The sequence below is a fragment of the Amycolatopsis sp. NPDC005003 genome (assembly GCF_053600695.1).
The window spans coordinates 1-24,616 of the sequence record NZ_JBSGAI010000079.1; the positions used below are offsets into that span (position 1 = coordinate 1).

The window sequence follows — 24,616 nt, forward strand, 5'->3', positions numbered from 1 at the left end:
AAGCCCTCGACTGCGCCTGCCGCCTCTACCTGGACAACCCCTACTGATCCGGGGTCGACACGACCCCCGAAGAACTTCCGAAACCGACCACTAAGCCACGGAGGTGTAGTGCGAGGCGTCACCTTCGAGCGACTCGCTGGACCGCCCGTCGATGCCGGCCGGGATGTCGCCGGCCACCGTGACGCGGTTGAGCCGCCGCGGCAGGCCGTCGTAGTTGTCGATCGCGTAGTGCTGGGTGATCCGGTTGTCGAACAGCACCAGCTGGTCCGGCTCCCAGGCCACCCGCACGACGTTCTCCGGCCGCGTGACGTAGGACTGCAGCAGCCGCAGCAGGTCCCGTGACTCGGCCACCGAAAGCCCTTCGATCCGCTGGGCGAACCCGCCGATGAACAGGCCGCGCTCGCCGGTCACCGGGTGCACCCGCACCACCGGGTGCACGGTCCGGTACTTCCGCGAGACGAACTGGGCCCGGCGCTCGCGCTCCTGCTCGTCCACCGTCTCCGGCGGCTGCACGTAGTCGTAGTCGTTGGTGTGCACCGCCCGCAGCGTGTCGGCGAACGCGCGCAGCGGCTCCGGCAGGTCCCGGTAGGCCGCGGCGGCGTTCGCGATCAGCGTCTCCCCGCCGTAGGGCGGCACCACCAGGCTGCGCAGCGTGCTGGCCTTCGGCGGGTTGAGCACGAAGGTGACGTCGGTGTGCCAGTGGTTGGCGCGGCCCCGCTCGCTGTCGACGGGCAGGATCGTCGGCGCCCCCTCGACGGCGGGCACCGTCGGGTGCGCCTTGGTGAGCTCGCCGAAGTGTGCCGCGAACCGCTGCTGGCCCTCGTCGTCGAGCCGGACGTTCCGGAACACCAGCGCCTTGTGCTCGTGCAGGGCGTCGGTCAGGAACGCCACCTGGGCGGCGTCGAGGTCGCCGGCCGGGTCGAAGCCGACGATCTCGGCGCCGATCCTCCCGGTCAGCTTGCGGACGTCGGTACCGATGGTGGTCATGCGGGCTCCTTCACTCGGTTTCGGTTGACTGGCCGCGCGAGGCCGTAGTGCTCGCGCAGCGTGGTGCCGGAGTACTCGGTGCGGAAGAGCCCGCGCCGCTGCAGTTCCGGGACGACGAGGTCGACGAAGTCGTCGAGCCCGCCGGGCAGGGTGGGCGGCATGACGTTGAAGCCGTCGGCGGCGCCGCCGCGGAACCACGCCTCCAGCTCGTCGGCGACCTGGACCGGAGTACCGGCGAAGACGCGGTGCCCGCGCCCGCCCGCCAGCCGTTCGAGGAGCTGCCGGATGGTGAGGTCCTCGCGCCGGGCCAGGCCGACGACCAGGTCGAACCGGCTCTGACCGCCTTCGGTGAAGCTGCCGACCTCCGGCAGCGGGCCGTCCAGCGGGTAGCCGGTGACGTCGTGGTCGAGCATCTTCGACAGCTGCTGCAGCCCGTAGTCGGGGGTGATCAGCGCGTTCAGCTCGGCCTCGCGCTCGCGTGCTTCCGCTTCGGTGCGGCCGAGGATCGGCGAGATGCCGGGGAGGATCTTGATCTCGTCCGGCGTGCGGCCGTACTTCGCGAGCCGGCCCTTGACGTCGTCGTAGAAGGCCTTCCCCTCGGCGAACGTCTGTTGCGCGGTGAACACGGCTTCGGCGTGCCGGGCCGCGTATTCCTTGCCGGTTTCCGACGAACCGGCCTGCACGAGCAGCGGGTGACCCTGCACCGGGCGTTCGATGTTGAGCGGGCCCTGCACCTGGAAGTGCGGGCCGTCGTGGGCGATCGCGCGGATCCGGCCGGTGTCGGCGTAGACACCGCTCGCCCGGTCGACGAGCGCGGCGTCGTCGTCCCAGCTGTCCCACAGCTTCTTGACGACCTCGACGAACTCCTCGGCCCGGTCGTACCGCGCGGCGTGCGCCGGGCGCTTGGCCAGGTTGAAGTTGCGGGCCTCGTCGATGCCCGCCGAGGTGACGATGTTCCAGCCCGCGCGGCCGCCGGAGAGGTGGTCGAGCGAGGCGAACTTCCTGGCCAGGTGGTAGGGCTCGTTGTAGGTCGTCGACGCCGTCGCGATCAGTCCGATGTGGACCGTGGACGCGGCGAGGGCCGAAAGCAGCGTCAGCGGTTCGAAGTGGCTGTGCGAGTTGTGCTTGACGTTGCCCCATAACGCGACGCCGTCGGCGAGGAAGAGCGAGTCGAGCTTCCCCCGCTCGGCGGTGCGCGCGATGTCGACGTAGTGCTGCAGCGTCCGGGCCCGGTGCGGGTCGGTCGAGGGGTGCCGCCACGCGGCTTCGTGGTGGCCGTTCGGCATCACGAACGCGTTGAGGTGCATCATGCTTTCTCCTTGGGACGCCAGGTCGAGAACCGCCGTTCGAGGGCGACGAAGCCGGCGTTGACGAGGACTCCGAGCACCGAGACCGCGATGATCCCGGCGTACATCTGCTGGATCTGGAAGTTCACCTGGCTGGTGTTGATCAGGTAGCCGAGGCCGGCCTTCGCGCCGACCATCTCCGCGGCCACCAGCACGAGGATCGAGTAGGACGCGGCCATCCGGATGCCGGTGAACACCGTCGGCACCGCCGAGGGCAGGATCACCTTCCGGAACAGCCGCGGGCTGGACAGGCCCAGCGAGCGGGCCGCCTTGACCAGCAGGGGATCGACGGTGTTGACCCCGGCGATCGTGTTGAGCAGCACCGGCCACACGCAGGCGTACACCACCAGGCTGACCTTCGACAGTTCGCCGATGCCCAGCAGCAGCGTGAACACCGGCAGCAGCGCCAGCGCGGCGGTGTTGCGGGCCAGCTCCAGCAGCGGCTGCAGGAACCGCGCCACCGGCCGGTACCAGCCGATCAGCAGGCCGAGCGGCACGGCGACCGCGACGGCCACGGCGAACCCGGCCGTGGACCGCCCGACACTGGCCAGCAGGTGGTCGGCGAGTTCGCCGTCGAGGACGAGTTCCCACAGCGCCTGCAGGTCCTCCGACAACGGCGGCAGGAACGTCCGCGTGCTCTCGTCGAGGACGAACCGGGGGACCAGCTCCCAGAGCAGCACGAACAGGACGACCGCGGCGGACGCGTGTACCGCCCGGGTGAGCTGCTTGGTGAACCGGCGCGGTTTCGGTAGCGGATCCTCGCGTCTGGTGTGGACGGCGGGGGCTTCGAGGGTGGTGGTCATCGAACCGCGCTCCGTTCGTGTTCGGCCGCCTTGCGGACCTCGTCGTGCAGCAGCTCCCAGAGCCGGTGGCGCTGCCGCCCGAACTCCGGGCCGGAGCGCACGTCGCCGGTGCGGTCGCCGAGGTCGACGTCGACGACGGCCTTGAGCCGCCCGGGCCGTGACGTCAGCACCGCGACCCGTTGGCCCAGGTAGACGGCTTCGTCGATGCCGTGGGTGATGAACACGATCGTCTTGCCGGTGCGGCGCCAGATCCGCAGGAGTTCTTCTTGCAGCTGCTCGCGGGTCTGCGCGTCGAGCGCGGCGAACGGCTCGTCCATCAGCAGCACGGCCGGGTCGTAGGCGAGGCTGCGGGCGATCGCGACGCGCTGCTTCATCCCGCCGGAGAGCTCGTGCGGGTAGCGGTCCTCGAAGCCGGACAGCCCGACCAGCGCGAGGTATTCGCGGGCCCGCTCCGCCCGCTGCCGCTTCCCGAGCGACCCGCCTTCGAGGCCGAACTCGACGTTGGCGCGGGCGGTGCGCCACGGGAACAGCGCGTACTGCTGGAAGACGACCCCGCGGTCGAGACCGGGGCCGCGCACCGGCTCGCCGTCGATGAGCACCTCGCCGGACGTCGGGGTGGCGAGCCCGCCCAGCAGGTCGAGCAGCGTCGACTTGCCCGAACCGCTGGGGCCGACGAGCGACAGGAACGTGCCGTCGGCGATGTCGAGGGAGACGTCGTCGAGCGCGGTCAGTGCGCCGAAGGTCTTGGTGACCGAGCGGATGCTGATCACTTGGTCACCGCCGGGGCGCCGTCGCGGTAGGGGTTGAACTCGTTGGTGTAGAGCTTCGAGGTGTCGATCTTGTCGTGCTTGAGGTAGCCCTCCTGCTTCAGCCACGGCTCCCACCGCGTGTAGTCCGCGTCGGAGATGAGGCCGCCGTGGGTGATCCCGACGCTCTTCCAGTACTTGAGCGTGTCGGTGCTTTCGTTGCGGCCCCGGGCTTTGATGATCTTCGTGAAGCGGGCGATCACCTCCTCGCGCGGGGTCGTGCGTTCCCATTCGATGGCCCGCGCCACGCCCGAGACGAAGAGCTTCGCGGTCTCCGGGTACTTCTTGATGAAGTCGGTGCGCAGGACGTACGGGCCGCCGTTGTAGGGCCCGAACGCGCCGACGTCGGTGAACAGGGGGCGCACGCCGCCGGCCGCCAGCGCGTGGTCCTGCAGGATGCCCTGCAGCGCGGCGACGTCGAGCTGGCCGTTGCGCAGGGCCTGTTCGGCGTTCACCGGCGGGATGACGACGAGCTGCACCTGCTTGATCTCGTCGTCGGAGAGGCCCTGGCCCTTCAGCCAGGTGTCGAGCGCGGCTTCGAGGTTGGCGCCGGCGGTGTTGACGCCGACCTTCTTGCCGATCAGGTCGCGGGCGGTCCGGATCGGGCTGTCCTCTTTGGTGTAGAAGCCGATGAAGGCCTTGTCGTCGGAGCCGTAGTAGTTGACGACCGCCTTGACCGGCGCGCCGGCTTCGACGAGCTTGACGACGGCGCCGGTGAAGGCGCCGCCGAAGTCGGTCTGGTCGGTGGCCGCGGACTGGATGTCCTGCGGGCCGCTGATCGTGTTGCCGACCCACTTCAGCTTGACCGGGCCGAAGTAGCCCAGGTCTTCGGCGAGTTCGGGCAGGGTGACGGCGTTCGCGCTGCCTTGGTAGCGCAGTTCCAGCTTCTCCGGTTGCCCGGGCGCACCGGTGGCCGTCGCCGAAGCGCAGCCGGCCAGCAGCATCACGGCGGCGGCGAACAGGGGCAGGGTTTTCTTCACGGTGGTTTCGTCCGTTCCGGGAGTCGGTGGGGTTGCCGCAATTGTTGGCGGCACCCGGACGGACGGTCAATTTTGCGAGTCAGTGAAATAACTCGGCTGGTTCACGAGGCGCGCGGCAACCCGGTCAGAAGCGGACCGAGCGGGTCCTCGTAGAGCACGTCCAGGAGTACCGCGCCGCCGGCGGTGGCCAGCTCGGTGCCCGGGAAGCTGGTGCCCACAACGGTTTCCGCCGGTTCGGGGCACCGGGACCGGGCGCCGACCTCGTCCCGGATGATGGGAAGGCAGCTCGGCACGTGGGCTACACTCCGGTCGACCACCACGAGCACGGCGGGATTGAGGACGTCGAGCAGCAATGCCGCCGCCTGGCCGATCAGCCGGGCGCGTTCGTGGAACATCCGCACCGCCGCGGAATTGCCGGTTATGGCGAGCGCGAGCAATTCCGGAAAGTCCGGGCGCGCGAGCAGTCCGTTTTCCACGGCTTTGCGCGCGAGGGTTGCTTCCGAAACGGCGGCCTCCAGGCAGCCCGTGCGTCCGCACCGGCACGGCTCGGCGCTGTCGTCGACCCGGAGGTGCGCGACGGCGCCCGCGGCCGAACGCGGCCCGTGGTGCACGCTGGCGCCGGTGGCGAACGCGGCGTCCACGACGTTGCCGGTGAACAACTGCATGACGCTGTCCCGGGCCCGCGGGTGCCCGAAGAGCCGTTCGGCGTGCACCAGTGCCCGCGCGTGGCCGTCGACCTCCACGGGCAGCCCGGTGCCGTGGGCCAGCAGGTCGCGGACCGGCACGTTCTGCCAGCCCAGCAACGGGTGCTCGACCACGGTGCCGGACGCGCGGTCGACCCAGCCGCCGGTGGCGACGCCGAGGCCGAGCGGCTCGCGGTCCGGGGTGTGGCCGAGCAGGAGGTCGTCGAGGATCTCGGCGGCCCGGGCCAGCAGGTCTTCCGCGGCCAGGCCGTCGTGCGGTTCTTCGTGCTGCACCAGCACGTTCCCGCGCAGGTCGAGCAGGGCGACGGTGGCGTGGTGCACGGCCAGGTGCAGCGCGCCGGCGACGTGCCGCCCGGTGTCGAGGTCGACCGGCACGTGCGGCCGTCCGACGCCCCCGCGTGATTCCGCTTCCGGAAGTTCGCGCAGCAGCCCGAGCCGGGCCAGCTCGGCGGTGTGCCCGGTGACCGCGGCGGCGGACAGCCCGGTGCGCCGCGCGATGGTGCTGCGCGCGATCGGGCCGTCGTCGAGCACCGTCCGCAGGACGGCGCTCGCACTGGCGCTGCGCCGGGCCCCGCGCGCGTCTGTCCTCTGTGGACTCGTCGCCCGGCTGGTCATGGCCCCGATCGTCGCAGACGGAGCGATGTCCGCCCAGTGTGCCCAGGATGCGGGCTTGACGCATACCCATATGGGCATATGATGAGCCGCGTGGCACGAGCAGCGACGACGGCGGACACCTTCAACGCGGTCGCCGAGCCCCGGCGGCGGCAGATCCTCGACGTCCTCATGGACGGCGAGCGGTCGGTCGGCGACCTCGTCGACCTGCTCGGCCTGGCCCAGCCCCAGGTGTCGAAGCACCTGCGGGTGCTGCGCGAAGTCGGCGCGGTGGACGTGCGCGGCGACGGCCGCCAGCGGCTCTACCGGCTCAACGGCGCCGCGCTCAAGCCCATCCACGACTGGGTCAAGCGCTACGAACGCACCTGGGCGGCGCGGTTCGACCTGATGGACGACGTCCTCGAAGAACTCAAGGAACAGGAGCAGTGACGTGGAGATCACCACCCCCGCCGACGACCGGATCCTCATCACGCGCGAGTTCGACGCGCCGAGACACCTGGTCTACCGCGTGTGGACCACGCCGGAGCTGGTGAGCCGCTGGTGGAGCGGCCACCGCGGGACCACCACCGAGGTCAAGCTCGACCTGCGGCCCGGCGGCCGCTGGCGGTACGTGCTGAAGACGAACGACGGCGCCGAGGTCGGCTTCCACGGCGAGTACCGCGAGATCGTGCCGGACGAGCGGATCGTCTACACCGAAGTCTTCGAACTGCCCGGGGTGGACCCGGACGACGTGGACGGCCCGCTCAACACCGTCACCTTCACCGCCCTCGACGGCGACCGCACGCGCCTGGAGCTGCTGACCGAGACCGGCAGCAAGGAACTGCGCGACACGATCCTGCAGTCCGGCATGGAGGTCGGCGCGCGGGGGCAGATGGAGATCATCCAGGAGCTGGCGGACTCCCTGCGCTAGCGGCCCGCAGGAACCGCTCGGCCGTCTTCGCCAGCGCCTCGGCGAGCTCCGGCGCGTCGAGGACCTCGAAATCCACGTCGAGCAGGCCCAGGTACAGCGCGAGCATCTGCGCGTGGTCGGACCCGACCTCGGCGACACAGCGGTCCGGGCCCTCCGGCGTGACGTCGACCGCGATCGGCAGCCGGTCCCGGACGTACTCCACCGAGGCGTGCAGCCGCACCCGGGCGTGGAACCGCCAGGTCGCCGTGCCGACGCTGCGCTGGACGAACTGCGCGACGTCGCCCTCCGGTGGCTCGCGCGGGGTGAAGCGCGGGCCGTTCGGCACCTTCGGCGTCATCCGGTCGACCCGGAAGGTGCGCCAGTCGTCGCGCGCGGTGTCCCAGGCGACCAGGTACCAGCGGCGCCCCCAGCTGACCAGCCGGTGCGGCTCGACGTCGCGGCGGCTCGGCGTGCGCTGGTGGCTCGTGTAGTCGAACCGCAGCCGCTCGCCCGCCCGGATCGCGGCCGCGATGGCGGTGAGCACGTCGGCGTCGACGGACGGGCCGGCGCCGGGCACCGCGACCGTCGCGGTCTGCAGCGCCCGCACCCGGTGGCGCAACCGCGACGGCAGCACCTGCTCCAGCTTGGCGAGTGCGCGCACCGACGTCTCGCCGATGCCGGCGACCCCTGCCGCGGTGCGCAGGCCGACCGCGACGGCCACCGCTTCGTCGTCGTCCAGCAGCAGCGGAGGGAGCTGGGCGCCCGCGCCGAGCCGGTAGCCGCCCTGGACGCCGGGAGCCGCCTCGACCGGGTAGCCGAGTTCCCGCAGCTTGCCGATGTCGGTGCGAACGGTGCGCGCGGAGACGCCGAGCCGGCCGGCCAGGTCGGCACCGGTCCAGTCGCGCCGCATCTCGAGCAGCGAGAGCAGCCGGAGGAGCCGGGCGGAGGTCTGCAACATTCTCCGAGGATCGCACGAATCGCGGAAGGAAGTCTTCCGCGATGGCTCCTAGCGTGCTTCTCATGACGAACGAAATCCACCCCTTCCGCATCGACATCCCGCAGGCCGAGCTGGACGACCTCCACCGCCGCCTCACCGACGCCCGGTTCGCCGACCCGGTGCCCGGCGACGAGCCCGACTGGTCCCGCGGCATCCCGGCCGCCGAGGTCCGGGCGCTGGCCGAGTACTGGCGCGCCGGCTTCGACTGGCGCGCCCAAGAAGCCGCGCTCAACGCGTTCCCGCAGTTCACGACCGAGATCGACGGCCAGACCATCCACTTCCTGCACGTCCGCTCGACCCGGGCCGACGCGGTGCCGCTGCTGCTCACCCACGGCTATCCCAGCTCGGTCGCCGAGTTCCTCGACGTCATCGGCCCGCTGACCGAGCCGGGCCCGGACGCGTTCCACGTCGTCGTCCCGTCGGTGCCCGGGTTCGGGTTCTCGACGCCGCTGAGCGGCCCCGGCTGGGAGCTGGCCCGCACGACCGACGCGTTCGCCGAGCTGATGACCCGGCTCGGCTACGACCGGTTCGCCGCCCAGGGCGGCGACATCGGCGCGGGCGTCACCGGCCGGCTCGCCGCGCTGTACCCGGACCGCGTCATCGGCACCCACGTCAACAGCGACCGCGGCACGATCGCACTGGCCGGTGAGCAGCTGCCGCTGCCGGACGACCTGTCCGAGGCCGAGCAGTCCGAACTGGACGCCGCGCGCGAGGCGTGGAAAGCCGGCCGCGGCTACCTCGACCTCCAGTCGCACAAACCCGAGACGATCTCGGCCGCGCTCACCGACTCCCCGGTCGGGCAGCTGGCCTGGATCGCGGAGAAGTTCCAGGCGTGGACCGGCGCGGGTGGCGTCGGGCGCGACCGGTTGCTGACGAACGTCAGCCTCTACTGGTTCACCCGCAGCGGCGCGAGCGCGGCCCGGTTCCTGTACGAGGCCGCCCACGCGGCGCACGGCTGGCTGGCACTGTCGGACGTCCCGGCGGGCTGGGCGGTGTTCAACACCTCATCGGTGGTCCGGCGCATCATGGACCCCGACGAGAAGATCGCGCACTGGTCGGAGTTCGCTTCAGGCGGTCACTTCGCGGCGATGGAGGAGCCCGAGTTGCTGGTCGCCGACATCCGCGCGTTCTTCCGCGGGCTGCGGCCGTGAACGTCCGCGCGCTCAACCGGGCGCTGCTCGCGCGGCAGCACCTCCTCGAGCGGACGTCGATGCCGGCCGCGGCGATGCTCGCGCACCTCGTCGGGATGCAGGCGCAGGCGCCGCTGGCACCGTACGTCGGGCTGTGGACCCGGATTGCCGGGTTCCGCCCGGACGAGCTGGCGGCCCTGGTCACCGGCCGCGACGCGGTGCGCGGGCTGCTGATGCGGGGGACCGTCCACCTGGTCCTCGCCGAGGACGCGCGGGTGCTGCGCCCGCTGGTCCAGCACGTGGTGGCGGGCGGCTACACCGGCCACTTCGGCCGCCGCGTCGGTGAAGCCGACCTGGCCGCGGTGGCACGCTTCGGCCGCGAGCTGCTGGAGGAGCGGCCCCGCAGCCGGCGGCAGCTGCAGGACGCGCTGGCTTCGCGGTGGCCTTCGCACGACGCCGAGGCGTTGTCGTACGCGGTCGGCTACCTGGTGCCGACCGCGCAAGTGACACCCCGCGGAGTGTGGGGGTCGACGGGCCCGGCCACGCTGACCACCCTCGAGAGCTGGCTCGGCCGTCCCCTGGCCGAAGAGCCGCCGATCGAGGACGTCGTGCGGCGCTACCTGCAGGCGTTCGGCCCGGCCTCGGTCGCCGATGTCCAGGCATGGTCCGGGCTGACGAAGCTGCGCGAGGTCGTCGAGCCGATGGACCTGCGCACGTTCCGCGCGGAGTCCGGTGAGGTGCTCTACGACGTGGAAGACGGCCTGCTCCCGGACCCTTCGACGCCCGCGCCGGCGCGGTTCCTGCCGGAGTACGACAACGTGCTGCTCGCGCACGCCGACCGGGCGCGGGTGCTCCCGCCCGGGCGGCGGGTCCCGCTGCCGCCGGGCAACGGCGCTTCGCGGGGAACGCTGCTCGTGGACGGCTTCTACCGCGCGGACTGGCGCCTGCACGCCGACCGGCTGGAGGTCACCGCGCACGACCGGCTGCCGGCGGCGGAGCGGACGGAGATCGAGGAGGAAGCCGGGCGGCTGCTGGAGTTCCTCGACGCGGGGGAGCGGTCTGTGCGAATCACCGGAAACTGAGCGACGTCGTGGGCCAGAATTTCCCGTGTGCAGTTCGCCATCCTCGGGCCGGTCGAAGCCCGCCGTCCCGACGGGACCCCGGTCGCCCTGGGCGGGCCGCAGCTGCGCGGGCTGCTCGCCCTTCTCGCCCTCGATGCCGGGCGGGTCGTCAGCGCCGAGCGGCTGATCGACGGCCTGCACGGCGAGCACCCGCCCGAGGGCGCCGCCGAAGCCCTCCAATCCCAGGTTTCGCGGCTCCGGCGGCGGCTGCGGGACGGCGGCGCACCCGACGGCCTGGTCGAATTCACCCCCGCCGGGTACCGCCTGGCCGTCGATCCGGCCGACGTCGACCTCCACCGGTTCGAGCGGCTCACCGCGCAGGCGCGGGAAACTCCCGATCCCGCCGCGAAACTCGAGCTGTTCACCGAAGCACTCGCGCTGTGGCGCGGCCCCGCGCTCGACGGGCTCGCCGACCCGCCGCGGGCGGCCCGGCTGGCGGAACTGCGGCTGGCCGCGACCGAGGACCGCGTCGAAGCCGGGCTCGCGCTCGGTCACCACGAGCGGCTCGTCGCCGAGCTGCGGGAACTCACCCGCGAACACCCGCTGCGCGAACGCCCCACCGCCCAGCTCGTGCGGGCCCTGCACGGCAGTGGCCGGTCCGCCGAAGCCCTCGCCGTGTTCGCCGAAATGCGGGAACGCCTCGCCGACGAACTCGGCGCCGACCCATCGCCAGAACTCGCCGACGCGCACATCGCGGTGCTCCAAGCTGCTCCGGCGCGCCGGGTGCCGGTGCCGCTCACCGGGTTCGTCGCCCGCGCCGAACTCGACCGGCTCACCGACGCCCTGCGCGACCACCGGCTCGTCACGCTCACCGGACCGGGCGGCGCGGGCAAGACCCGGCTCGCCGTCGAAGCCGCGGCCCAGGCGGACGGCGAGGTCTGTTTCGTCGAACTGGCGACCACGACCGACGTCCCGCGTGCCGTGCTCGCCGCCTTGGGCCTGCGTGAACAGGGCGTGCTGACGCCGGGGGCGGCCGCGGAGCCGGCCGACCGCCTGGCCGCCGGGCTCGCCGACCGGCCGCTGCTGCTCGTCCTGGACAACTGCGAACACGTCGTCGCCGAGGCCGCCCGGCTCGTGCGGCGCCTGCTGGGGGCGTGCACCGGCGTGCGCGTGCTGGCCACCAGCCGGGAGGCGCTCGGCCTGACCGGCGAGACGCTGGTGGCCGTCGGCCCGCTGCCCGCCGACGCCGCGGCCCGCCTGTTCACCGACCGCGCCGCGGCCGTGGCACCCGGCCAGGCCCCCGAGCCGGACGTGGTCACCCGGATCTGCGCCGCCCTCGACGGCCTCCCGCTGGCCATCGAGCTCGCCGCCGCCCGGCTGCGGTCGCTGTCCGCGGCCGACGTCGCCGCCCGGCTCGGCGACCGGTTCCGGCTCCTCTCGCGCGGTGACCGGACCGCCGAGCCGCGGCACCGGACCCTGCGCGGCGTCGTCGAGTGGAGCTGGGACCTCCTCGACGCCGACGAACAGCTCCTGGCCGGCCGGTTCGCGGTGTTCGCCGGCGGCGCGCGGCCGGCCGCTGTCGAGCGCGTCTGCGATGTCCCCGACGTCGTGCTCACCGGGCTGGTCGAGAAGTCCTTCGTCGAGTTCGGCGGCGGCCGGTACCGGATGCTGGAGACCATCCGCGCGTTCTGCGCCGAGCAGGGCGAAGACCGGCATGCGGCGCACGCGCGGTACTTCCTGGACTTCGCCCGCGCCCGCGAGCCGGAACTGCGCGGCGCGGACCAGCTGACCGCGCTGGCCGAGCTGACCGCCGAACACGCCGACCTGCACGCGGCCCTGCGCTGGAGCGCCACCGAAGAGCCGGAGACCGCGCTGCGGCTCGTCGCCGCGCTGTCCTGGTACTGGTGGCTGCGCGGCCTGCGCAGCGAGGCGACGTCGACCGCGGACGCCGTGCTCGCCGCCGTCGGCCCCGAGCCACCGCCGGGCCTGGCCGAGGAGTACGTCCTGTGCGCGATCCAGGCGTCGGCCACCGACGTCGCGATCGAGCCGGTCCTGCCGCGGCTCGACGGGCCGCTGCGCCACCCGTACCTGTTCCTGCTGTGGGCGTTTTCCCCGCGCACCAAGGCCGAGGACGGCGAACGGCTGGCCGCGCTGATCGGCCCGGACGCGTGGTCACGGGCGTTCGCGCGGATCGGCGACGGCCTCGGCGCGCAGTACCGCGGCCGGATCGCCGAAGCCGAAGCGCACTTTTCGGCGGCACTCGAGGGGTTCCGCACCTTGGGCGACCGCTGGGGCGAGGCGAGCGCGCTGGAGAAGCTCGCGGAGTTCGCGGACTGGCGTGGCGACCACGCCCGGTTCCGCGAGCTGATGGACGCGTCCGTCCGGCTGGCCGGCGAGCTCGGCGCGGCCGAGGACGCCGCCGACCTGCTCTGCCGCCGCGCCGACGGCGTCCTGCGCCAGGGCGACGCCGAAGCCGCGAAGGCCGACTACGAAGCCGCCGCCGAGCAGGCGCGCGCCGCGGGCACCCCGGTGACGCTCGCCCGGGCCCGCGGCGGCCTGGGCGAGATCGCGCGGCGCGCGGGCGACCTGGCCGCGGCCCGGCGCTGGTACACCTCGGCCCTCGCGCTGGCCACGGATCCGGTGACCGGCGGCGAGACGCGCATCCGCGTCCACACCGGCTTCGGCTGGACGGCGGCCGTCGAGGGCCGCCTGGACGAGGCGACCGAGCTGCACCAGGAAGCCCTGGCCACCGCGCTGGAACACGGGAACCTGCCCGGCGCGGCCCAGGCGCTCGAAGGGCTGGCCGGAGTCCTGGCCGGGCGGGCGGAAGACGAGCGGGCGGCGTTCCTGCTGGGCGTGGCGGTCGGGCTGCGTGGCACGCCCGTCGCCGGGGACGCCGACGTCCTGTCGGTGTCGGACGGCGTCCGGACACGTCTCGGCGCCCCGGCCTACGCCGAGGCGTTCGACCGCGGCCGGCGGATGCCGCCCGAACAGGCCGTCGAAGAGGCCGGTCAGCGGCGGTTCGCGCTCGGTTCGTGAGCGGTCGGCGGCCGCGCCGATCCTTCGGGACATGACGAAGCACATCCTGATCTCCGGCGCCAGTGTCGCCGGCCCCGCCCTCGCCTGGTGGCTGCACCACCACGGCTTCCGCGCCACCGTCGTCGAGCGCGCCCCGAGCCTGCGCGAAGGCGGCTACAAGGTCGACATCCGCGGTGTCGCGGTCGACGTCGTCCGCCGGATGGGCCTGCTGGAGCAGGTGCACGCGGCGAGCACCGACATGCGCGGCGCGGCGTTCGTGAACCGGCGCGGCAAGCAGGTGGCCACCCTCGACGCGGACACGTTCGGCTTCCGCCACGGCGACGACACCGAGATCCTGCGCGGCGACCTGGCCCGGATCCTGTACGACGCCACCCGTTCGCACACGGAGTACGTCTTCGGCGACTGGATCACCGGCCTCGACCAGCGTCCGGACGGCGTCGAGGTGACGTTCGCCCACGGCGCGCCCCGCACCTTCGACCTGGTCGTCGGCGCCGACGGCCTGCACTCCGGCGTCCGCGCGCTCGCGTTCGGCCCGGAGGAGAACCACCTGCGCCGGTTCGACGCGTACATCTCCATCTCGACGGTGCCGAACAGCTTCGAGCTGGACCGCTGGGAGCTGCTGCACTCGGCGGCCGCGGGCAGGATGGTGAACGTCTACAGCACCGCGCGGGCGGACGACGCGAAGGCGGCGTTCTGGTTCACGGCGCCCCCGTTGCGGTACGACCGCCGGGACGTCGACGGGCAGAAGGACATCGTGGCGGACCGGTTCGCGGGCCTGGGCTGGGAAATCCCGGCGCTGCTGGACGCCATGCGCTCGGCCGGCGACTTCTACTTCGACCCGGTGTGCCAGATCGTCATGGATCGCTGGTCGACCGGCCGGGTGACCCTCCTGGGCGACGCCGGCTACTGCCCGTCCCCGGCGTCGGGCCAGGGAACGAGCTTGGCGCTCGCGGGCGCGTACGTCCTGGCGGGCGAGCTGGCCGCGGGCTTCTCGGAGGCGTTGCCCCGGTACGAAGCCTTGATGCGGCCGTACGTCGAGAAGAACCAGGCTCTGGCGAAGACGGCGTTGCGCGGGATCATCCCGCAGTCCCGGGCGTTCGCGTGGTTCAACACCCGGATGATCAAGCTGATGCCGTACCTCCCGGGCCGCAACCGCGTCCTGGAGCAGATGTCCCGCCCCATCCGCGAAGCGGCGAACGCGTTGGAGCTGCCGGATTACGCGGCTGGCGCAGGGGATCGTGTCGGCCGCGCAGCACGCAGGTCAGCATCGGCAGGGTGAACTCGCCCTCCGCGGTCTCGGGTTCGGCGGCGAGGAAAGCCCGGATCCGGCCGAGTGTGTCCGCCCGCTCCCGGTCCGGCATCACCAGCACGCCCGCCCGGGTGGCCAGGGCCGCCACCAGGGAATCGGCCGTGCGGCGCTGTCCGTGCGGGAACCCGGCGCGCTCCGGCGTCCCGAACCGGGGCGGAAGGATCTCGGCTGTTTCCGCGCGCCACCCGGTGGGCGTGTCCCGCGGGCCGATCACCGCGCTCCCGGCGGCCCGCGCCAGCCCGGCCACCCAGCCGGCCCGGTCGTCCACGACGTTCCACAGCCCGGCCAGGACGCCGCCCGGCACCAGGACCCGGGCGATCTCGGGGCCCGCGACCGTCATGTCGAACCAGTGCAGGGCGTTGCCGGCCAGCACCGCGTCGACGGAGGCGTCCGGCAGCGGGATGGCCTCGGCGCGGCCCGGCCGGGCACGGACCTCCGGCAGGGTGCGGCCCAGTTCGGCCAGCATGGCCGGGTCGGGCTCGACCGCCGTCACCTCGGCACCGGCGGCCACCAGCGTGGCGGCGAGCTTGCCGGTTCCGGCGCCGAGGTCGAGCACCCGCGGGCCGGGTGCGGGGGCGAGGGCCCAGCGCACCGCGGCCGGCGCGTAGTCCGGGCGGTGCTCGGCATATTCGGCCGCCGCCGCGCCGAACGACGAGGCGTGCCGGAGCCGCTCGTTCTGCTCCACGGGTTCACCGTATCGGTGCCCGCCGCCGGATCCGGTGGTGAGCGGGCGGTCCCGGGGGTACTCCCGCGGCATGACCCAGGAATTCGAGAAAGGCGACCGCGTCCGGTGGGACGCGGGCAACCAGAGCTCGGTCGGCACGGTCGAGGAAAAGCTCACCAAGGACACTCACGCCGGCAAGCGGGACGTCAAAGCGTCCCCCGACGAGCCCCAGTACCTCGTCCGCAGCGAGAAGTCCGGGAAGACCGCCGTGCACCACCCGGACAAGCTCCACAAGGCCTAACGCGCCGCGCGGACCTTGTCCGCGACCTCGGCCAGCTCCTCGCGCGACCGGACGCGCCAGTCGGCGTCCAGCACGAAGCCGTCGCCCGCGAACCGGGGGATCACGTGCAGGTGGACGTGGGGGATCTCCTGGCCCGCGGCCTTGCCGTCGGCCAGGAACAGGTTGATCGCCTCGCAGCGCAGGTCCGTGCGCCGCAGGGCCGCCGCCAGTTCCTGGGCGATCGCGAACATCCGCGACCCCAGCGCGGGAGGCAGGCCGGCGAGGTCCGCAAAATGCGTGCGGGGGAGGACCAGGAGGTGGCCGGTCGTCACCGGGCGCAGGTCGACGACCGCCACGAAGTCGTCGTCCTCGTGCACGAACGCGGCCGGCGCCGTGCCCGAGCCGATGGCGCAGAAAACGCATTCTCCGGTCGATGTGGTCGACGGCATGCGGCGGAGCTCAGCCATGCGGGCGACCCTATCGGCCACCGAGCCAGTGGTGCAGCGCCCACCACGACCGCACGGCGTCGAGCACGCGGCCCGCGCTGTTCTCCGCCAGCGCCACCGGGGTCAGCTCGGCCAGCCGGTCGAGGCGGTAGCGGACCGTGTTCGGGTGCAGGTGCAGCGCCTCGGCCGTGGGGCGCAGGCGCTGGCCGTGGTCGAGGTAGGCCAGCGCCGTCGCGGCCAGCTCACGGTGGAACGCGTTGGCCCGGTCGAGCGCGCCGAGCAAATCCGTGGTCAGCAGGTCCGCCAGCAGCGGCTGGGCCGTCAACGCGACTTCGCCCGCCAGTGCGGTCAGGTCGTGGTGGCCGGGGCCGGCGATCCGGGCCGCGGCCGTGCAGAGCCGGTGCACCTCCCGCAGCTCGGGCAGGGCGGCCGGCGGTGCGACGATCACCAGCACGCCCTCGGCCAGGGCGATCCCGGCGGGCGGGCGCGCCGCCAAGCCGGTCAACCTGCCCTCGACCAGCCCGTACACCCCGCCGAACTCCAGCAACGCCTGTTCGAGCGTGCGGGCCCGTGCCGGGTCGCTGACGTCGGACACCACGCAGGAGTACCGGCCTTCGGGACGCAGCCCGGCTTGCCGGAGCTCCTCCGGCGTGGGCGGGTGCCCGGCGAGCAGCAGGGTGCGCAGCAGCTGGGTCCGCGCGTCACGCACCGTCCGCGACAGCTGCAGCTCGGCGGCGTGGTAGCCCTTGACGATGTGCCGTTCCAGCGCGCCGGTGTAGCGCTCGGCCTCGAGGATGGTTTCGAGGATGACGTCGTCGGGCAGGCCCGCGGCCCGCGCGCGTTCGACGGCGAAACGTGCCGCGAGCGTGCGCCCGGCCTGGACCCCGCGTAGCAGGTCGGCGAGCGGGACACCCTGCTCGGCGCGGTCGGCGCCCAGCGCCTCGGCGGTCGTGTAGTCCGCGGTGTCGGGGTTCGTGGTGGCGCGCAGCGCGGCGGAGAGCAGGAACCGGACGTGCCGCCGGTTCTCGGCTTCCGGCAGGCGCGCGACCTCGGGCGACTGGCTGCGCGCGGCCTTGACCAGCTCGTCGACCACCGCGTCGTCGGCGGCCATCGCGTCGAGCACCTGCCGGAGCAGCGGTGAGGCCGGCACGGCACCTCCGTTGTGGCAGGGCCACAACGCCGTGGCCGCGATGTTGGGCGAGCGGCCCTACCGGAGCGGCTCCGGTGGCCGGTTATCGTGAGAATACCGGACAGTAACCTCGATTCTCCGCCAATTCGCCGCACCTCTTCAATGTCGAAAGGTGTCCCCTGTGCCCCGTCGTAAGCGGTCGTACCTCTCCCGACTGGCCTGCCTCACCGCATCCGCCGCCCTGCTGGCGACCGGCGCCGCGGTGCCCGCCACCGGCGCCGCGGCGGCCTTGCGGGAGGTGATGTTCGTCGGCAACAACTGGGAAGGCACGGCGGACGTCATCCAGTCCCGCGGCTCGTTCGCCCGGATCGCGCGGGTGAACATCATCCCGGACAAGGACCAGCGCCTCACGGAGATCTACCTCAACCCGATCAAGCTGGCCTTCTTCCTCGGCATCCGCAACGGGCCCGGCGAAGGGCACGACCAGTTCGTCGACGACATGTACACCACGCCGGACGGCTCTTCGGTGGTGGCGTCGCGGCCGAGCTTCGCCGACGTCGTCTCGATCAACCTGACGACCGGCCGGATCAACTGGCGCTTCCCGGTGTCGGGCTTCCGCTCCGACCACATGGCGGTTTCGCCGGACGGCCGTCGCGTCGCCGTCTCCGCCTCGACGTCCAACACCGTGCACGTGCTGGACATCGTCACCGGGCAGCAGGTGGGCTCCTTCGCGACCGGCGACAAGCCGCACGAGAACGTGTTCACCGACGGCGGCCGGTACCTGTGGAACATGTCGATCGGCGAAGTCAACACCGACCTCGACGACCCGGGCTGGGACTTCACCAAGGGGGACCGGCACATCACCGTGGTCGACGCCGCGACCTTCCGCCAGGTCAAGGTGATCGACATGCGCCAGCGGCTCGACGCCTTCGGCCGCAGCGACCTTTCGGACGCCGTGCGCCCGGTCGCGTTCACCCCCGACGGGTCGAAGCTGTACTTCCAGGTGTCGTTCTTCAACGGTTTCGCCGAGTACGACGTCGCCACCGACAAGATCACGCGCGTGAAGGAGCTGCCGAAGAACTCGGCCACCAGCGACGACCGCAAGACCTTCGTCAACGACTCGCGCCACCACGGCATGTCGATGAACCCGGCCGGCACCAAGCTCTGCATCGCCGGCACGATGGACGACTACGCGACGGTCGTCGACCGCGCGTCCCTCCAGCAGGCCACGCTGGTGCCCGCGGTGAAGCCGTACTGGGCGACGGTGAGCGGCGACGGCCAGGCGTGCGTGATCTCCGAGGCCGGCGCCGACCAGGTCACCGCGATCGACTTCGCCACCGGACAGAAGCTCCTGTCGGTGCCCGTGGGCGACCACCCGCAGCGCGTCCGCATCGGCCACGTGCGGGAAGGGTGGACCGGACCCACCGGGTCCTGAACTTCAGGAGACGGCGAAGGCCGCGGTCAGCCAGCCGCGGACTTCCTCGTCCACATCGGACACCGCGCGCAGGCTCAGCCGGTGCCCGACCCGCGGCCCGCTCGCCCAGCTCGCCGGGGCGATGCGGGCCGTTTCGACGGGACTCGGCAGCCACAGGTACACCAGCACGTCCCGGGACCGCGGGCGCAGCTCGGCCAGCTTCCGGTCCCGCTTCAGGAACACCCCGACCTTGACGGCGTCCTCGTGGACGTCGCCCAGGGTGCGCAGGTGCTCGATCACCGCGTCGTAAACCGAGCGCTGCCACGGCGCCTTCCCGGCGAACGTCTCCTCGACCGTGCAGCCGGGGACACAGGTATGCCCCTGGCCGGCGCGCGCGAATTCACGGTCGCAGCGCGGGCAGGTCCACCGGGTCGCCATGCCGTCCAGGATGGCACTCACAGTGTTGATCGGTGCTGATCCGACCACAGCCACGGCCGAATGACTTCGCGGCAAGAGTGACGTGCCGCGCGGGGGCGGCCTACTTTTGGCCGGATCATCACAGTGCGGCCGGGCCGAGCGCCGGGATGGTGGCGGCCGCGTGCACCAGCTGCCGGACCGCCTCGCCCGCGGCCGCCCGTTCCGCCGGCGGCAGCTTGTCCAGCAGTGCCCCCAGTGCGGCCTGCCGCCGCTCGAGCATCCGCGCCACGATCTCGTGGCCGGACTCGGTCACCTCCAGCGTGACGACGCTGCGGTTGCCCGGGCTGCGGCCGCGGGCCACGTACCCGAGCGCTTCGAGGCGATCGGCCAGCCGCGTCACCGACGACGCGTTGACGCCCATCGCCGCCGCCAGCTGCGAACTGGGGACCCGGCCGAGGCGGTCGAGGACGAGCAGCAGCCGCGTCTGCGGGAACGACACCTCGGGCGGGGCCGCGTGCGCGCATTCCCACGCGATGCCGACCAGCACCACGGTGAGGCTGTCGAGGGCGGCCACGTCCGCGTCTTCGTGGGGTTGCATGCCGCAATACTTGCCAATCGCAAGAGCTTCGGTCAAGATGGACATCCCCGGCGCTCGCCGCGGTGTCCGGCCGGATCGGCCGCTCTTCTCCTTTCGCTGTCTTTGGCGCGCCTGAACGCTGATTCCGTTGGTGCGCAAGGAAATTTCTTCGGATTTCGCTGAACCTCCGCGTGGCGACGTCCGTGTACCGCGTACCCGAACTGTCGTCAGAAGGAGGAACCATGCCGGATCACCGTGGTATGACGGGCCGCGCCAAGGCCCGGACCGCGCTGGTCGTCGTGGCCACGCTCGCCGTGGTCGGCGTGGGCTCGGTGATGGTGCTGCAGGCCAACGCCCAGACCGCGCCCGGCTCGACGCAGGCGCAGGTCCCGGCGCACAACATGGCCGGCATGCAGATGGGCTCGGCCGCCCAGGCCGCGGCCACGAACGACGTCGCCGGCGCCGGCCCGGTCACCGAGCTGGACAAGACGTTCCTGGTCAAGGTCCGTCAGGCCGGGCTGTGGGAGATCCCCGCCGGCGACCTCGCGCAGACCAACGCCAGCAGCGAACAGGTGAAGCGGGCCGGGCTGCACCTGCTGGACGGGCACTCGCACCTCGACCAGCTCGTCCGCGAGGACGCGAAGATGCTCGGCGTGCCGCTGCCGGACAAGGCGACCGCCGAACAGCAGGACTGGGTCCGCCAGCTGACCAACGCCAAGGGCGCGGAGTTCGACAAGCTGTTCGCGAACGTGTTGCGGGCGTCGCACGGCAAAATCTTCGCGACCATCGCCGAAGTCCGCGCCGGTACGCAGAACGACGTCATCCGGCGGCACGCGACGCAGGCCAACCAGACCGTCCTCGACCACATGACGGTCCTCGAGGACACCGGCCTGGTCGACGCCAAGACGATCGAGGAGGTCGCCACGGCCGTGAACCCGCCGGCGAAGTGACGCCGGCGCGCCGGTCGCCGCCCGCCGGGGATGCGGGCGGCTACCGGGCCGGGGGCACGATGCCGTACTCGTGGATCTTGCGGTAGATCGTCGCCCGGGAGATGCCCAGGAGTTTCGCCGCGCGCACCTTGTTGCCGTCCGCGTCTTCCAGGCACCGCACGATGGCGTCCCGCTCGATCGACTCGAAGCGGTTCAGCGGACGGCGGGTCACCGCGTGGAACTCCGCCGGGAGGTCGCCCGGGCGGATGGTGCCCGCGCGGCGGCGCTGGGCCGCGGTGCGCAGCACCTGGTGCAGCTGGCCGGTGTTGCCCGGCCACTCCGCCCGCATCAGCAGGTGCAGCGCCGCGGCCGAGCACGTCAGCCGTCCGCCGTAGCCGAGCTTGCTCAGCACCAGCGGCACGAGCTCGGCGAGGTCTTCGACGTGGTGGCGCAGCGGCGGCACCCGCACCGTCCGGGGGAAGAACTTCAGCAGCTCGGCCAGCGCCGGTTCGGTCTCGGCCTCCGGTACGAGGGTGACGACGACCCACGGCGCGCTCGCGTCCTCGCGCAGGGTGCGCAGGACCGCGGCCAGCGCCGTGGCGGCCGGGGCGCTCAGGCGGTCGGCGTGCCGGATCACCAGCGTCCGGATCGGGGCCTCGGCGTGTTCGCGCGGCAGCGCCGCCCAGTCCGTGCCGGGCGCCGCCGCGTCGACGGTCAGCAGCCGGGCCGCCGGGTGGTGGCGCTGGTGGAGGCCCTTCGCCAGGGCCAGCTTGCCGGTGCCGGGCTCGCCTTCCAGGGCGACCCACTCGCCGCGCTCGTGGCCGGAATCGAGCTCGTGCCCGCAGCGCAGCCACAGCGGCGCCGAGCCGACGACACCCGGCAGGTACAGGGGCAGCATCGGGGTCGGGACGGCCAGCGTCTCCTCGGCCTCGATCAGCTTCACCGACAGCACGCCGCCCGCGGTCTCGGACTCGCGACGGCCGGGGACGCGCCGGCACAGCACGCGGACGCGCAGCCCGCTGGAGAGCGACAGTGTCGCGGGCGTCCGGCGGCCGTCGGCGAGGGCTTCGGTCGCGTGGCCCAGCAGCACCGACTGGTCGGCCGGGTCGAGCAGCTGCCGCGCCCGGTCGTTCATCATCACGATGTCTTCGTTGAACGCGAGCACGATGCCCGTCCACCGGCGGCAGGTCTGCAGGTAGGCCTGGAAGAGCAGCATCTCCCGCAGGTCGCTGTGGCGGAGCAGGGCCTGGCGGATCTGCTCGGCCGTCGAGCGGGCCAGCGCGACGAGCAGGCCGCCCGCGTCCTTGTACCAGCAGGTGAGGTCGACGGCGCCGACCTTCTTGCCCGAGATCGGGTGGTGGATCGGCACGCCGGCGCAGGCCAGGTTCTCCAGGTGCTCGGCGTAGTGCTCGTGCCCGAACACCGTCGTCGGGCGGCCGTCCTCCAGCGCGGTGCCGATGCCGTTGGTGCCGACGGACTGCTCGCCGTAGCTGAACCCGGGCACCAGCTCGACGCGCTCGAGGTGCCGGGCCAGGTCGGCGTCCCCGGTCCGCTGGGTGAGCACGACGCCGCTGGCGTCGGTGAGGATCAGGCTGATCGGCTGGCCGTCGAACTGCTCGCCCAGCTTGTGGAGCACCGGTTCGGCGCCGCGCATGAGCGGGATGTCGAGGTTCTGGTCGCCGAGGTAGAGCGGGTCGATCCGGTCGGCTTCGACCTGGAACTCCCGCGACCGCCGCCACGAGGCCAGGATCGTCGGCCGGACCGTGTCGGCCGGGACCGTTTCCGCGGTGAGGAACCGCACCCGGGTGCGGGCGAGTTCGTCGTCGGCGACCAGGGCCATCTCGTCCACGTGACCTCCAGTTCCCCGCGGCCCACGTGGGTGCGGGCACACCCGTTGTGCCGCCCGTCCAGCCTAGGCGTGCGATGCCCGCGCCGGTGTCTCAAATTGAGACGCTGCTCCGCGCGCGGCGGCGGTGCCATGGAGGGATGGCCGCCGAAACGTACAACCCCTGGACGATCGTCAACCTGGTCTTCACGCACCTGGCCGAGCAGGGCCTGCACCCGGAGCTCGGCGCGGCCGGCCACCCCGGCGAGCCCGCCGCGGCGCTGCTGCGCGCGTTCGGGATCGTCCCCACCGTCGAGGGCGACGCGCGCGTGCAGGCGGGGATCCACGACGAGCTGGCCGCCCTGCGCGCCCGGCTGCTCGAGAACCCCTGAGCAGCGGCTCTGTCTCAGATTGAGACCCGCGCCTGCCACGGATGCCGTCCTAATGGTCACCGCAGGACGCCCCGGGTGGCGAACCACGGACAAGGAGTGATCCATGAGTCGCCAAAGTGTGGCGAAAGCCCACCAGAAGATCCAGGAACTGTCGTGGGAACCGGCGTACCACACCCCGGTTTCGCACTACGGCACCGACTACACCTTCCAGAAGGCCAAGAAGAAGGACCCGTTGAAGCAGGTCCTCCGCTCGTACTTCCCGATGCAGGAGGAAAAGGACCACCGGGTCTACGGCGCGGAGGACGGCGCGATCCGCGGCAACATGTTCCGCCAGGTCCAGGAGCGCTGGCTGGAGTGGCAGAAGCTCTTCCTGTCCATCATCCCGCTGCCGGAGATCTCGGCCGCGCGGGCGATGCCGCTGCTGTTCCGCACGGTGCCCAACCCGGAACTGCACAACGGCCAGGCGATCCAGATGATCGACGAAGTCCGGCACTCGACGATCCAGCAGAACCTCAAGCGCCTGTACATGCAGAACTACATCGACCCGGCGGGCTTCAACTCGAGCCTGCGCAACTTCCAGAACGACTACTGCGGCACCATCGGCCGCCAGTTCGCCGAAGGCTTCATCACCGGTGACGCCATCACCGCGGCGAGCATCTACCTCACGATCGTCGCCGAGACGGCGTTCACGAACACGCTGTTCGTCGCCATGCCGGCCGAGGCCGCCGCGAACGGCGACTACCTGCTGCCCACGGTGTTCCACTCGGTGCAGTCCGACGAATCCCGCCACATCAGCAACGGCTACGCGACCTTGCTGATGGCGTTGTCCGACGAAAGCAACCACCAGCTGCTCGAACGCGACCTGCGGTACGCGTGGTGGAACAACCACGCCGTCGTCGACGCCGCCATCGGCACGTTCATCGAGTACGGCACCAAGGACCGCCGCAAGGACCGCGAGAGCTACGCGGAAATGTGGCGCCGCTGGATCTACGACGACTACTACCGCTCCTACCTCGTCCCGCTCGAGAAGTACGGGCTCGTCATCCCGCACGACCTCATCGAAGAAGCCTGGAACCGGATCTGGAACAAGGGGTACGTCCACGAGGTCGCGCAGTTCTTCGCCACCGGGTGGCTCGCCAACTACTGGCGCATCGACCCGATGACCGACGAGGACTTCGAGTGGTTCGAGTACAAGTACCCGGGCTGGTACGACAAGTACGGCAAGTGGTGGGAGAACTACAACCGCCTCGCCACGCCGAACGGGCACCACCCGATCGTCGCCGAAGACGTCGGCTACGTGTACCCGCACCGCTGCTGGACCTGCATGGTGCCCTGCCTGATCCGCGAGGACATGGTGGTCGACCAGGTCGACGGCCAGCACCGGACGTACTGCTCGGAGACCTGCCGCTGGACCGACGCCGAGGCCTTCCGGCCCACCTACCAGGGCCGCAACACCCCGAACATGGGCCAGCTGGTCGGCGCCCGCGAGTGGGAGACGCTCTACCACGGCTGGAACTGGGCCGACGTCGTCTCCGACATGGGCTTCGTCCGCGACGACGGCAAGACGATGGTCGCGCAGCCGCACCTGGACCTCGACCCGAAGAAGATGTGGACGCTCGACCACCTGCGCCGGATGCCCGAGGTGCAGTCGCCGAACGTGCTGCTCAACCGGATGACCGACGCCGAACGCGCCGCGTTCGTGGCCGACTACAACCGCCAGGGCCCGGCCGGGCGCCCGGCGCCGCAGGCCTGACCCGCCCACCGGTCGTGAGTGGTAATTCGGGTTATAACCCTAAATAAAACAGACCACGCCCCCGCGAGACGGGGGACCCAGGGTGAGAAAAAAAGCGGCCGCGGGGAAAAGGGGGGGGACGTCGTAG

The 24,616-nt window shown here is 72.1% G+C and carries 23 protein-coding genes and 1 pseudogene; 11 read left to right on the plus strand and 13 right to left on the minus strand.

Annotated features, from left to right (window positions below):
* Nucleotides 1-90: 90 nt before the first annotated feature.
* The 6 genes from ACWED2_RS45940 to ACWED2_RS45965 all read right to left on the minus strand — a co-directional run bounded on the left by ACWED2_RS45940 (nt 91) and on the right by ACWED2_RS45965 (nt 6,241).
* Nucleotides 91-987 (minus strand): TauD/TfdA dioxygenase family protein, encoded by an 897-nt coding sequence (locus tag ACWED2_RS45940; RefSeq protein WP_449696826.1) that lies wholly within the window; start codon nt 985-987, stop codon nt 91-93.
* The gene (locus ACWED2_RS45945; RefSeq protein ID WP_449696827.1) at nt 984-2,297 is read right to left on the minus strand and encodes an LLM class flavin-dependent oxidoreductase; all 1,314 of its coding nucleotides are present in this window, start codon (nt 2,295-2,297) and stop codon (nt 984-986) included. The genes ACWED2_RS45940 and ACWED2_RS45945 overlap by 4 nt, the downstream gene beginning before the upstream one ends.
* The gene (locus ACWED2_RS45950; protein WP_449696828.1) at nt 2,294-3,136 is read right to left on the minus strand and encodes an ABC transporter permease; all 843 of its coding nucleotides are present in this window, start codon (nt 3,134-3,136) and stop codon (nt 2,294-2,296) included. The genes ACWED2_RS45945 and ACWED2_RS45950 overlap by 4 nt, the downstream gene beginning before the upstream one ends.
* Nucleotides 3,133-3,906, minus strand: coding sequence for an ABC transporter ATP-binding protein (locus ACWED2_RS45955; RefSeq protein ID WP_449696829.1), 774 nt, complete (start codon nt 3,904-3,906; stop codon nt 3,133-3,135). Before ACWED2_RS45955 ends, ACWED2_RS45950 begins: the two co-directional genes overlap by 4 nt.
* Entirely contained in the window at nt 3,903-4,922 is a 1,020-nt protein-coding gene (locus tag ACWED2_RS45960) for an ABC transporter substrate-binding protein (RefSeq protein ID WP_449696830.1), read from the minus strand. The genes ACWED2_RS45955 and ACWED2_RS45960 overlap by 4 nt, the downstream gene beginning before the upstream one ends.
* 101 nt (nt 4,923-5,023) lie before the next feature.
* Entirely contained in the window at nt 5,024-6,241 is a 1,218-nt protein-coding gene (locus tag ACWED2_RS45965) for an ROK family protein (protein WP_449696831.1), read from the minus strand.
* 90 nt (nt 6,242-6,331) lie between these two features.
* On the opposite strand from ACWED2_RS45965, the gene ACWED2_RS45970 reads away from it, so the two are divergent.
* Nucleotides 6,332-6,667, plus strand: coding sequence for an ArsR/SmtB family transcription factor (locus ACWED2_RS45970; protein WP_310975725.1), 336 nt, complete (start codon nt 6,332-6,334; stop codon nt 6,665-6,667).
* Nucleotide 6,668: 1 nt separating this feature from the next.
* Nucleotides 6,669-7,148 (plus strand): SRPBCC family protein, encoded by a 480-nt coding sequence (locus tag ACWED2_RS45975; protein ID WP_449696832.1) that lies wholly within the window; start codon nt 6,669-6,671, stop codon nt 7,146-7,148.
* On the opposite strand, the gene ACWED2_RS45980 is transcribed toward ACWED2_RS45975, so the two are convergent.
* Nucleotides 7,117-8,085, minus strand: a complete 969-nt coding sequence (locus ACWED2_RS45980; RefSeq protein ID WP_449696833.1) for a helix-turn-helix transcriptional regulator — start codon at nt 8,083-8,085, stop codon at nt 7,117-7,119. The two genes, ACWED2_RS45975 and ACWED2_RS45980, sit on opposite strands and share 32 nt — an antisense overlap.
* A gap of 62 nt (nt 8,086-8,147) precedes the next feature.
* Here ACWED2_RS45980 and ACWED2_RS45985 point away from each other — a divergent pair, with 62 nt between their 5' ends.
* From ACWED2_RS45985 to ACWED2_RS46000, 4 genes are read left to right on the plus strand one after another with little or no spacing between them, the layout of a single operon-like run.
* On the plus strand, nt 8,148-9,275 hold the full coding sequence (locus tag ACWED2_RS45985) for an epoxide hydrolase family protein (RefSeq protein WP_449696834.1): 1,128 nt from the start codon (nt 8,148-8,150) through the stop codon (nt 9,273-9,275).
* Nucleotides 9,272-10,336: a winged helix DNA-binding domain-containing protein gene (locus ACWED2_RS45990; RefSeq protein WP_449696835.1), complete on the plus strand. Its 1,065-nt coding sequence runs from the start codon at nt 9,272-9,274 to the stop codon at nt 10,334-10,336. The genes ACWED2_RS45985 and ACWED2_RS45990 overlap by 4 nt, the downstream gene beginning before the upstream one ends.
* A 27-nt stretch (nt 10,337-10,363) precedes the next feature.
* Nucleotides 10,364-13,354, plus strand: coding sequence for an ATP-binding protein (locus tag ACWED2_RS45995; RefSeq protein ID WP_449696836.1), 2,991 nt, complete (start codon nt 10,364-10,366; stop codon nt 13,352-13,354).
* Between the two features lie 31 nt (nt 13,355-13,385).
* Nucleotides 13,386-14,633: an FAD-dependent monooxygenase gene (locus ACWED2_RS46000; RefSeq protein WP_449696837.1), complete on the plus strand. Its 1,248-nt coding sequence runs from the start codon at nt 13,386-13,388 to the stop codon at nt 14,631-14,633.
* Here the strand turns inward: ACWED2_RS46000 and ACWED2_RS46005 are convergent.
* Nucleotides 14,596-15,348: pseudogene (locus ACWED2_RS46005) on the minus strand (class I SAM-dependent methyltransferase); the annotation flags it as partial. The gene ACWED2_RS46000 and the pseudogene ACWED2_RS46005 sit on opposite strands and share 38 nt — an antisense overlap.
* Nucleotides 15,349-15,418: 70 nt before the next feature.
* Between ACWED2_RS46005 and ACWED2_RS46010 the strand changes: the two are divergent.
* Nucleotides 15,419-15,628 carry a DUF2945 domain-containing protein gene (locus ACWED2_RS46010; RefSeq protein WP_449696838.1) on the plus strand — a complete coding sequence of 70 codons (210 nt, stop codon included), beginning with the start codon at nt 15,419-15,421 and terminating at the stop codon, nt 15,626-15,628.
* Here ACWED2_RS46010 and ACWED2_RS46015 read toward each other — a convergent pair.
* Both ACWED2_RS46015 and ACWED2_RS46020 read right to left on the minus strand, forming a co-directional pair.
* The gene (locus tag ACWED2_RS46015) at nt 15,625-16,074 is read right to left on the minus strand and encodes an HIT family protein (RefSeq protein WP_449696839.1); all 450 of its coding nucleotides are present in this window, start codon (nt 16,072-16,074) and stop codon (nt 15,625-15,627) included. The genes ACWED2_RS46010 and ACWED2_RS46015 overlap by 4 nt on opposite strands.
* 10 nt (nt 16,075-16,084) lie before the next feature.
* Nucleotides 16,085-17,203, minus strand: a complete 1,119-nt coding sequence (locus tag ACWED2_RS46020; RefSeq protein WP_449696840.1) for a helix-turn-helix domain-containing protein — start codon at nt 17,201-17,203, stop codon at nt 16,085-16,087.
* A gap of 151 nt (nt 17,204-17,354) precedes the next feature.
* On the opposite strand from ACWED2_RS46020, the gene ACWED2_RS46025 reads away from it, so the two are divergent.
* On the plus strand, nt 17,355-18,617 hold the full coding sequence (locus ACWED2_RS46025; protein ID WP_449696841.1) for a YncE family protein: 1,263 nt from the start codon (nt 17,355-17,357) through the stop codon (nt 18,615-18,617).
* A 3-nt stretch (nt 18,618-18,620) separates the two neighbouring features.
* Here ACWED2_RS46025 and ACWED2_RS46030 read toward each other — a convergent pair whose 3' ends face one another.
* Nucleotides 18,621-19,034, minus strand: coding sequence for a DUF5655 domain-containing protein (locus tag ACWED2_RS46030; RefSeq protein ID WP_449696842.1), 414 nt, complete (start codon nt 19,032-19,034; stop codon nt 18,621-18,623).
* A gap of 118 nt (nt 19,035-19,152) precedes the next feature.
* On the minus strand, nt 19,153-19,611 hold the full coding sequence (locus tag ACWED2_RS46035; RefSeq protein WP_449696843.1) for a MarR family winged helix-turn-helix transcriptional regulator: 459 nt from the start codon (nt 19,609-19,611) through the stop codon (nt 19,153-19,155).
* Nucleotides 19,612-19,832: 221 nt separating this feature from the next.
* Here ACWED2_RS46035 and ACWED2_RS46040 point away from each other — a divergent pair, with 221 nt between their 5' ends.
* A complete protein-coding gene (locus ACWED2_RS46040) occupies nt 19,833-20,540 on the plus strand; it encodes a DUF4142 domain-containing protein (protein ID WP_449696844.1) in 708 nt (235 codons plus the stop codon).
* Nucleotides 20,541-20,580: 40 nt separating this feature from the next.
* On the opposite strand, the gene ACWED2_RS46045 is transcribed toward ACWED2_RS46040, so the two are convergent.
* Complete coding sequence (locus tag ACWED2_RS46045) at nt 20,581-22,368, minus strand: sigma-54-dependent Fis family transcriptional regulator (protein ID WP_449696845.1); 1,788 nt, start codon at nt 22,366-22,368, stop codon at nt 20,581-20,583.
* Between the two features lie 137 nt (nt 22,369-22,505).
* On the opposite strand from ACWED2_RS46045, the gene ACWED2_RS46050 reads away from it, so the two are divergent.
* Both ACWED2_RS46050 and ACWED2_RS46055 read left to right on the plus strand, forming a co-directional pair.
* Entirely contained in the window at nt 22,506-22,736 is a 231-nt protein-coding gene (locus tag ACWED2_RS46050) for a hypothetical protein (protein WP_449696846.1), read from the plus strand.
* A 103-nt stretch (nt 22,737-22,839) separates the two neighbouring features.
* A complete protein-coding gene (locus ACWED2_RS46055; RefSeq protein ID WP_449696847.1) occupies nt 22,840-24,489 on the plus strand; it encodes a methane monooxygenase in 1,650 nt (549 codons plus the stop codon).
* Nucleotides 24,490-24,616 lie beyond the last annotated feature (127 nt).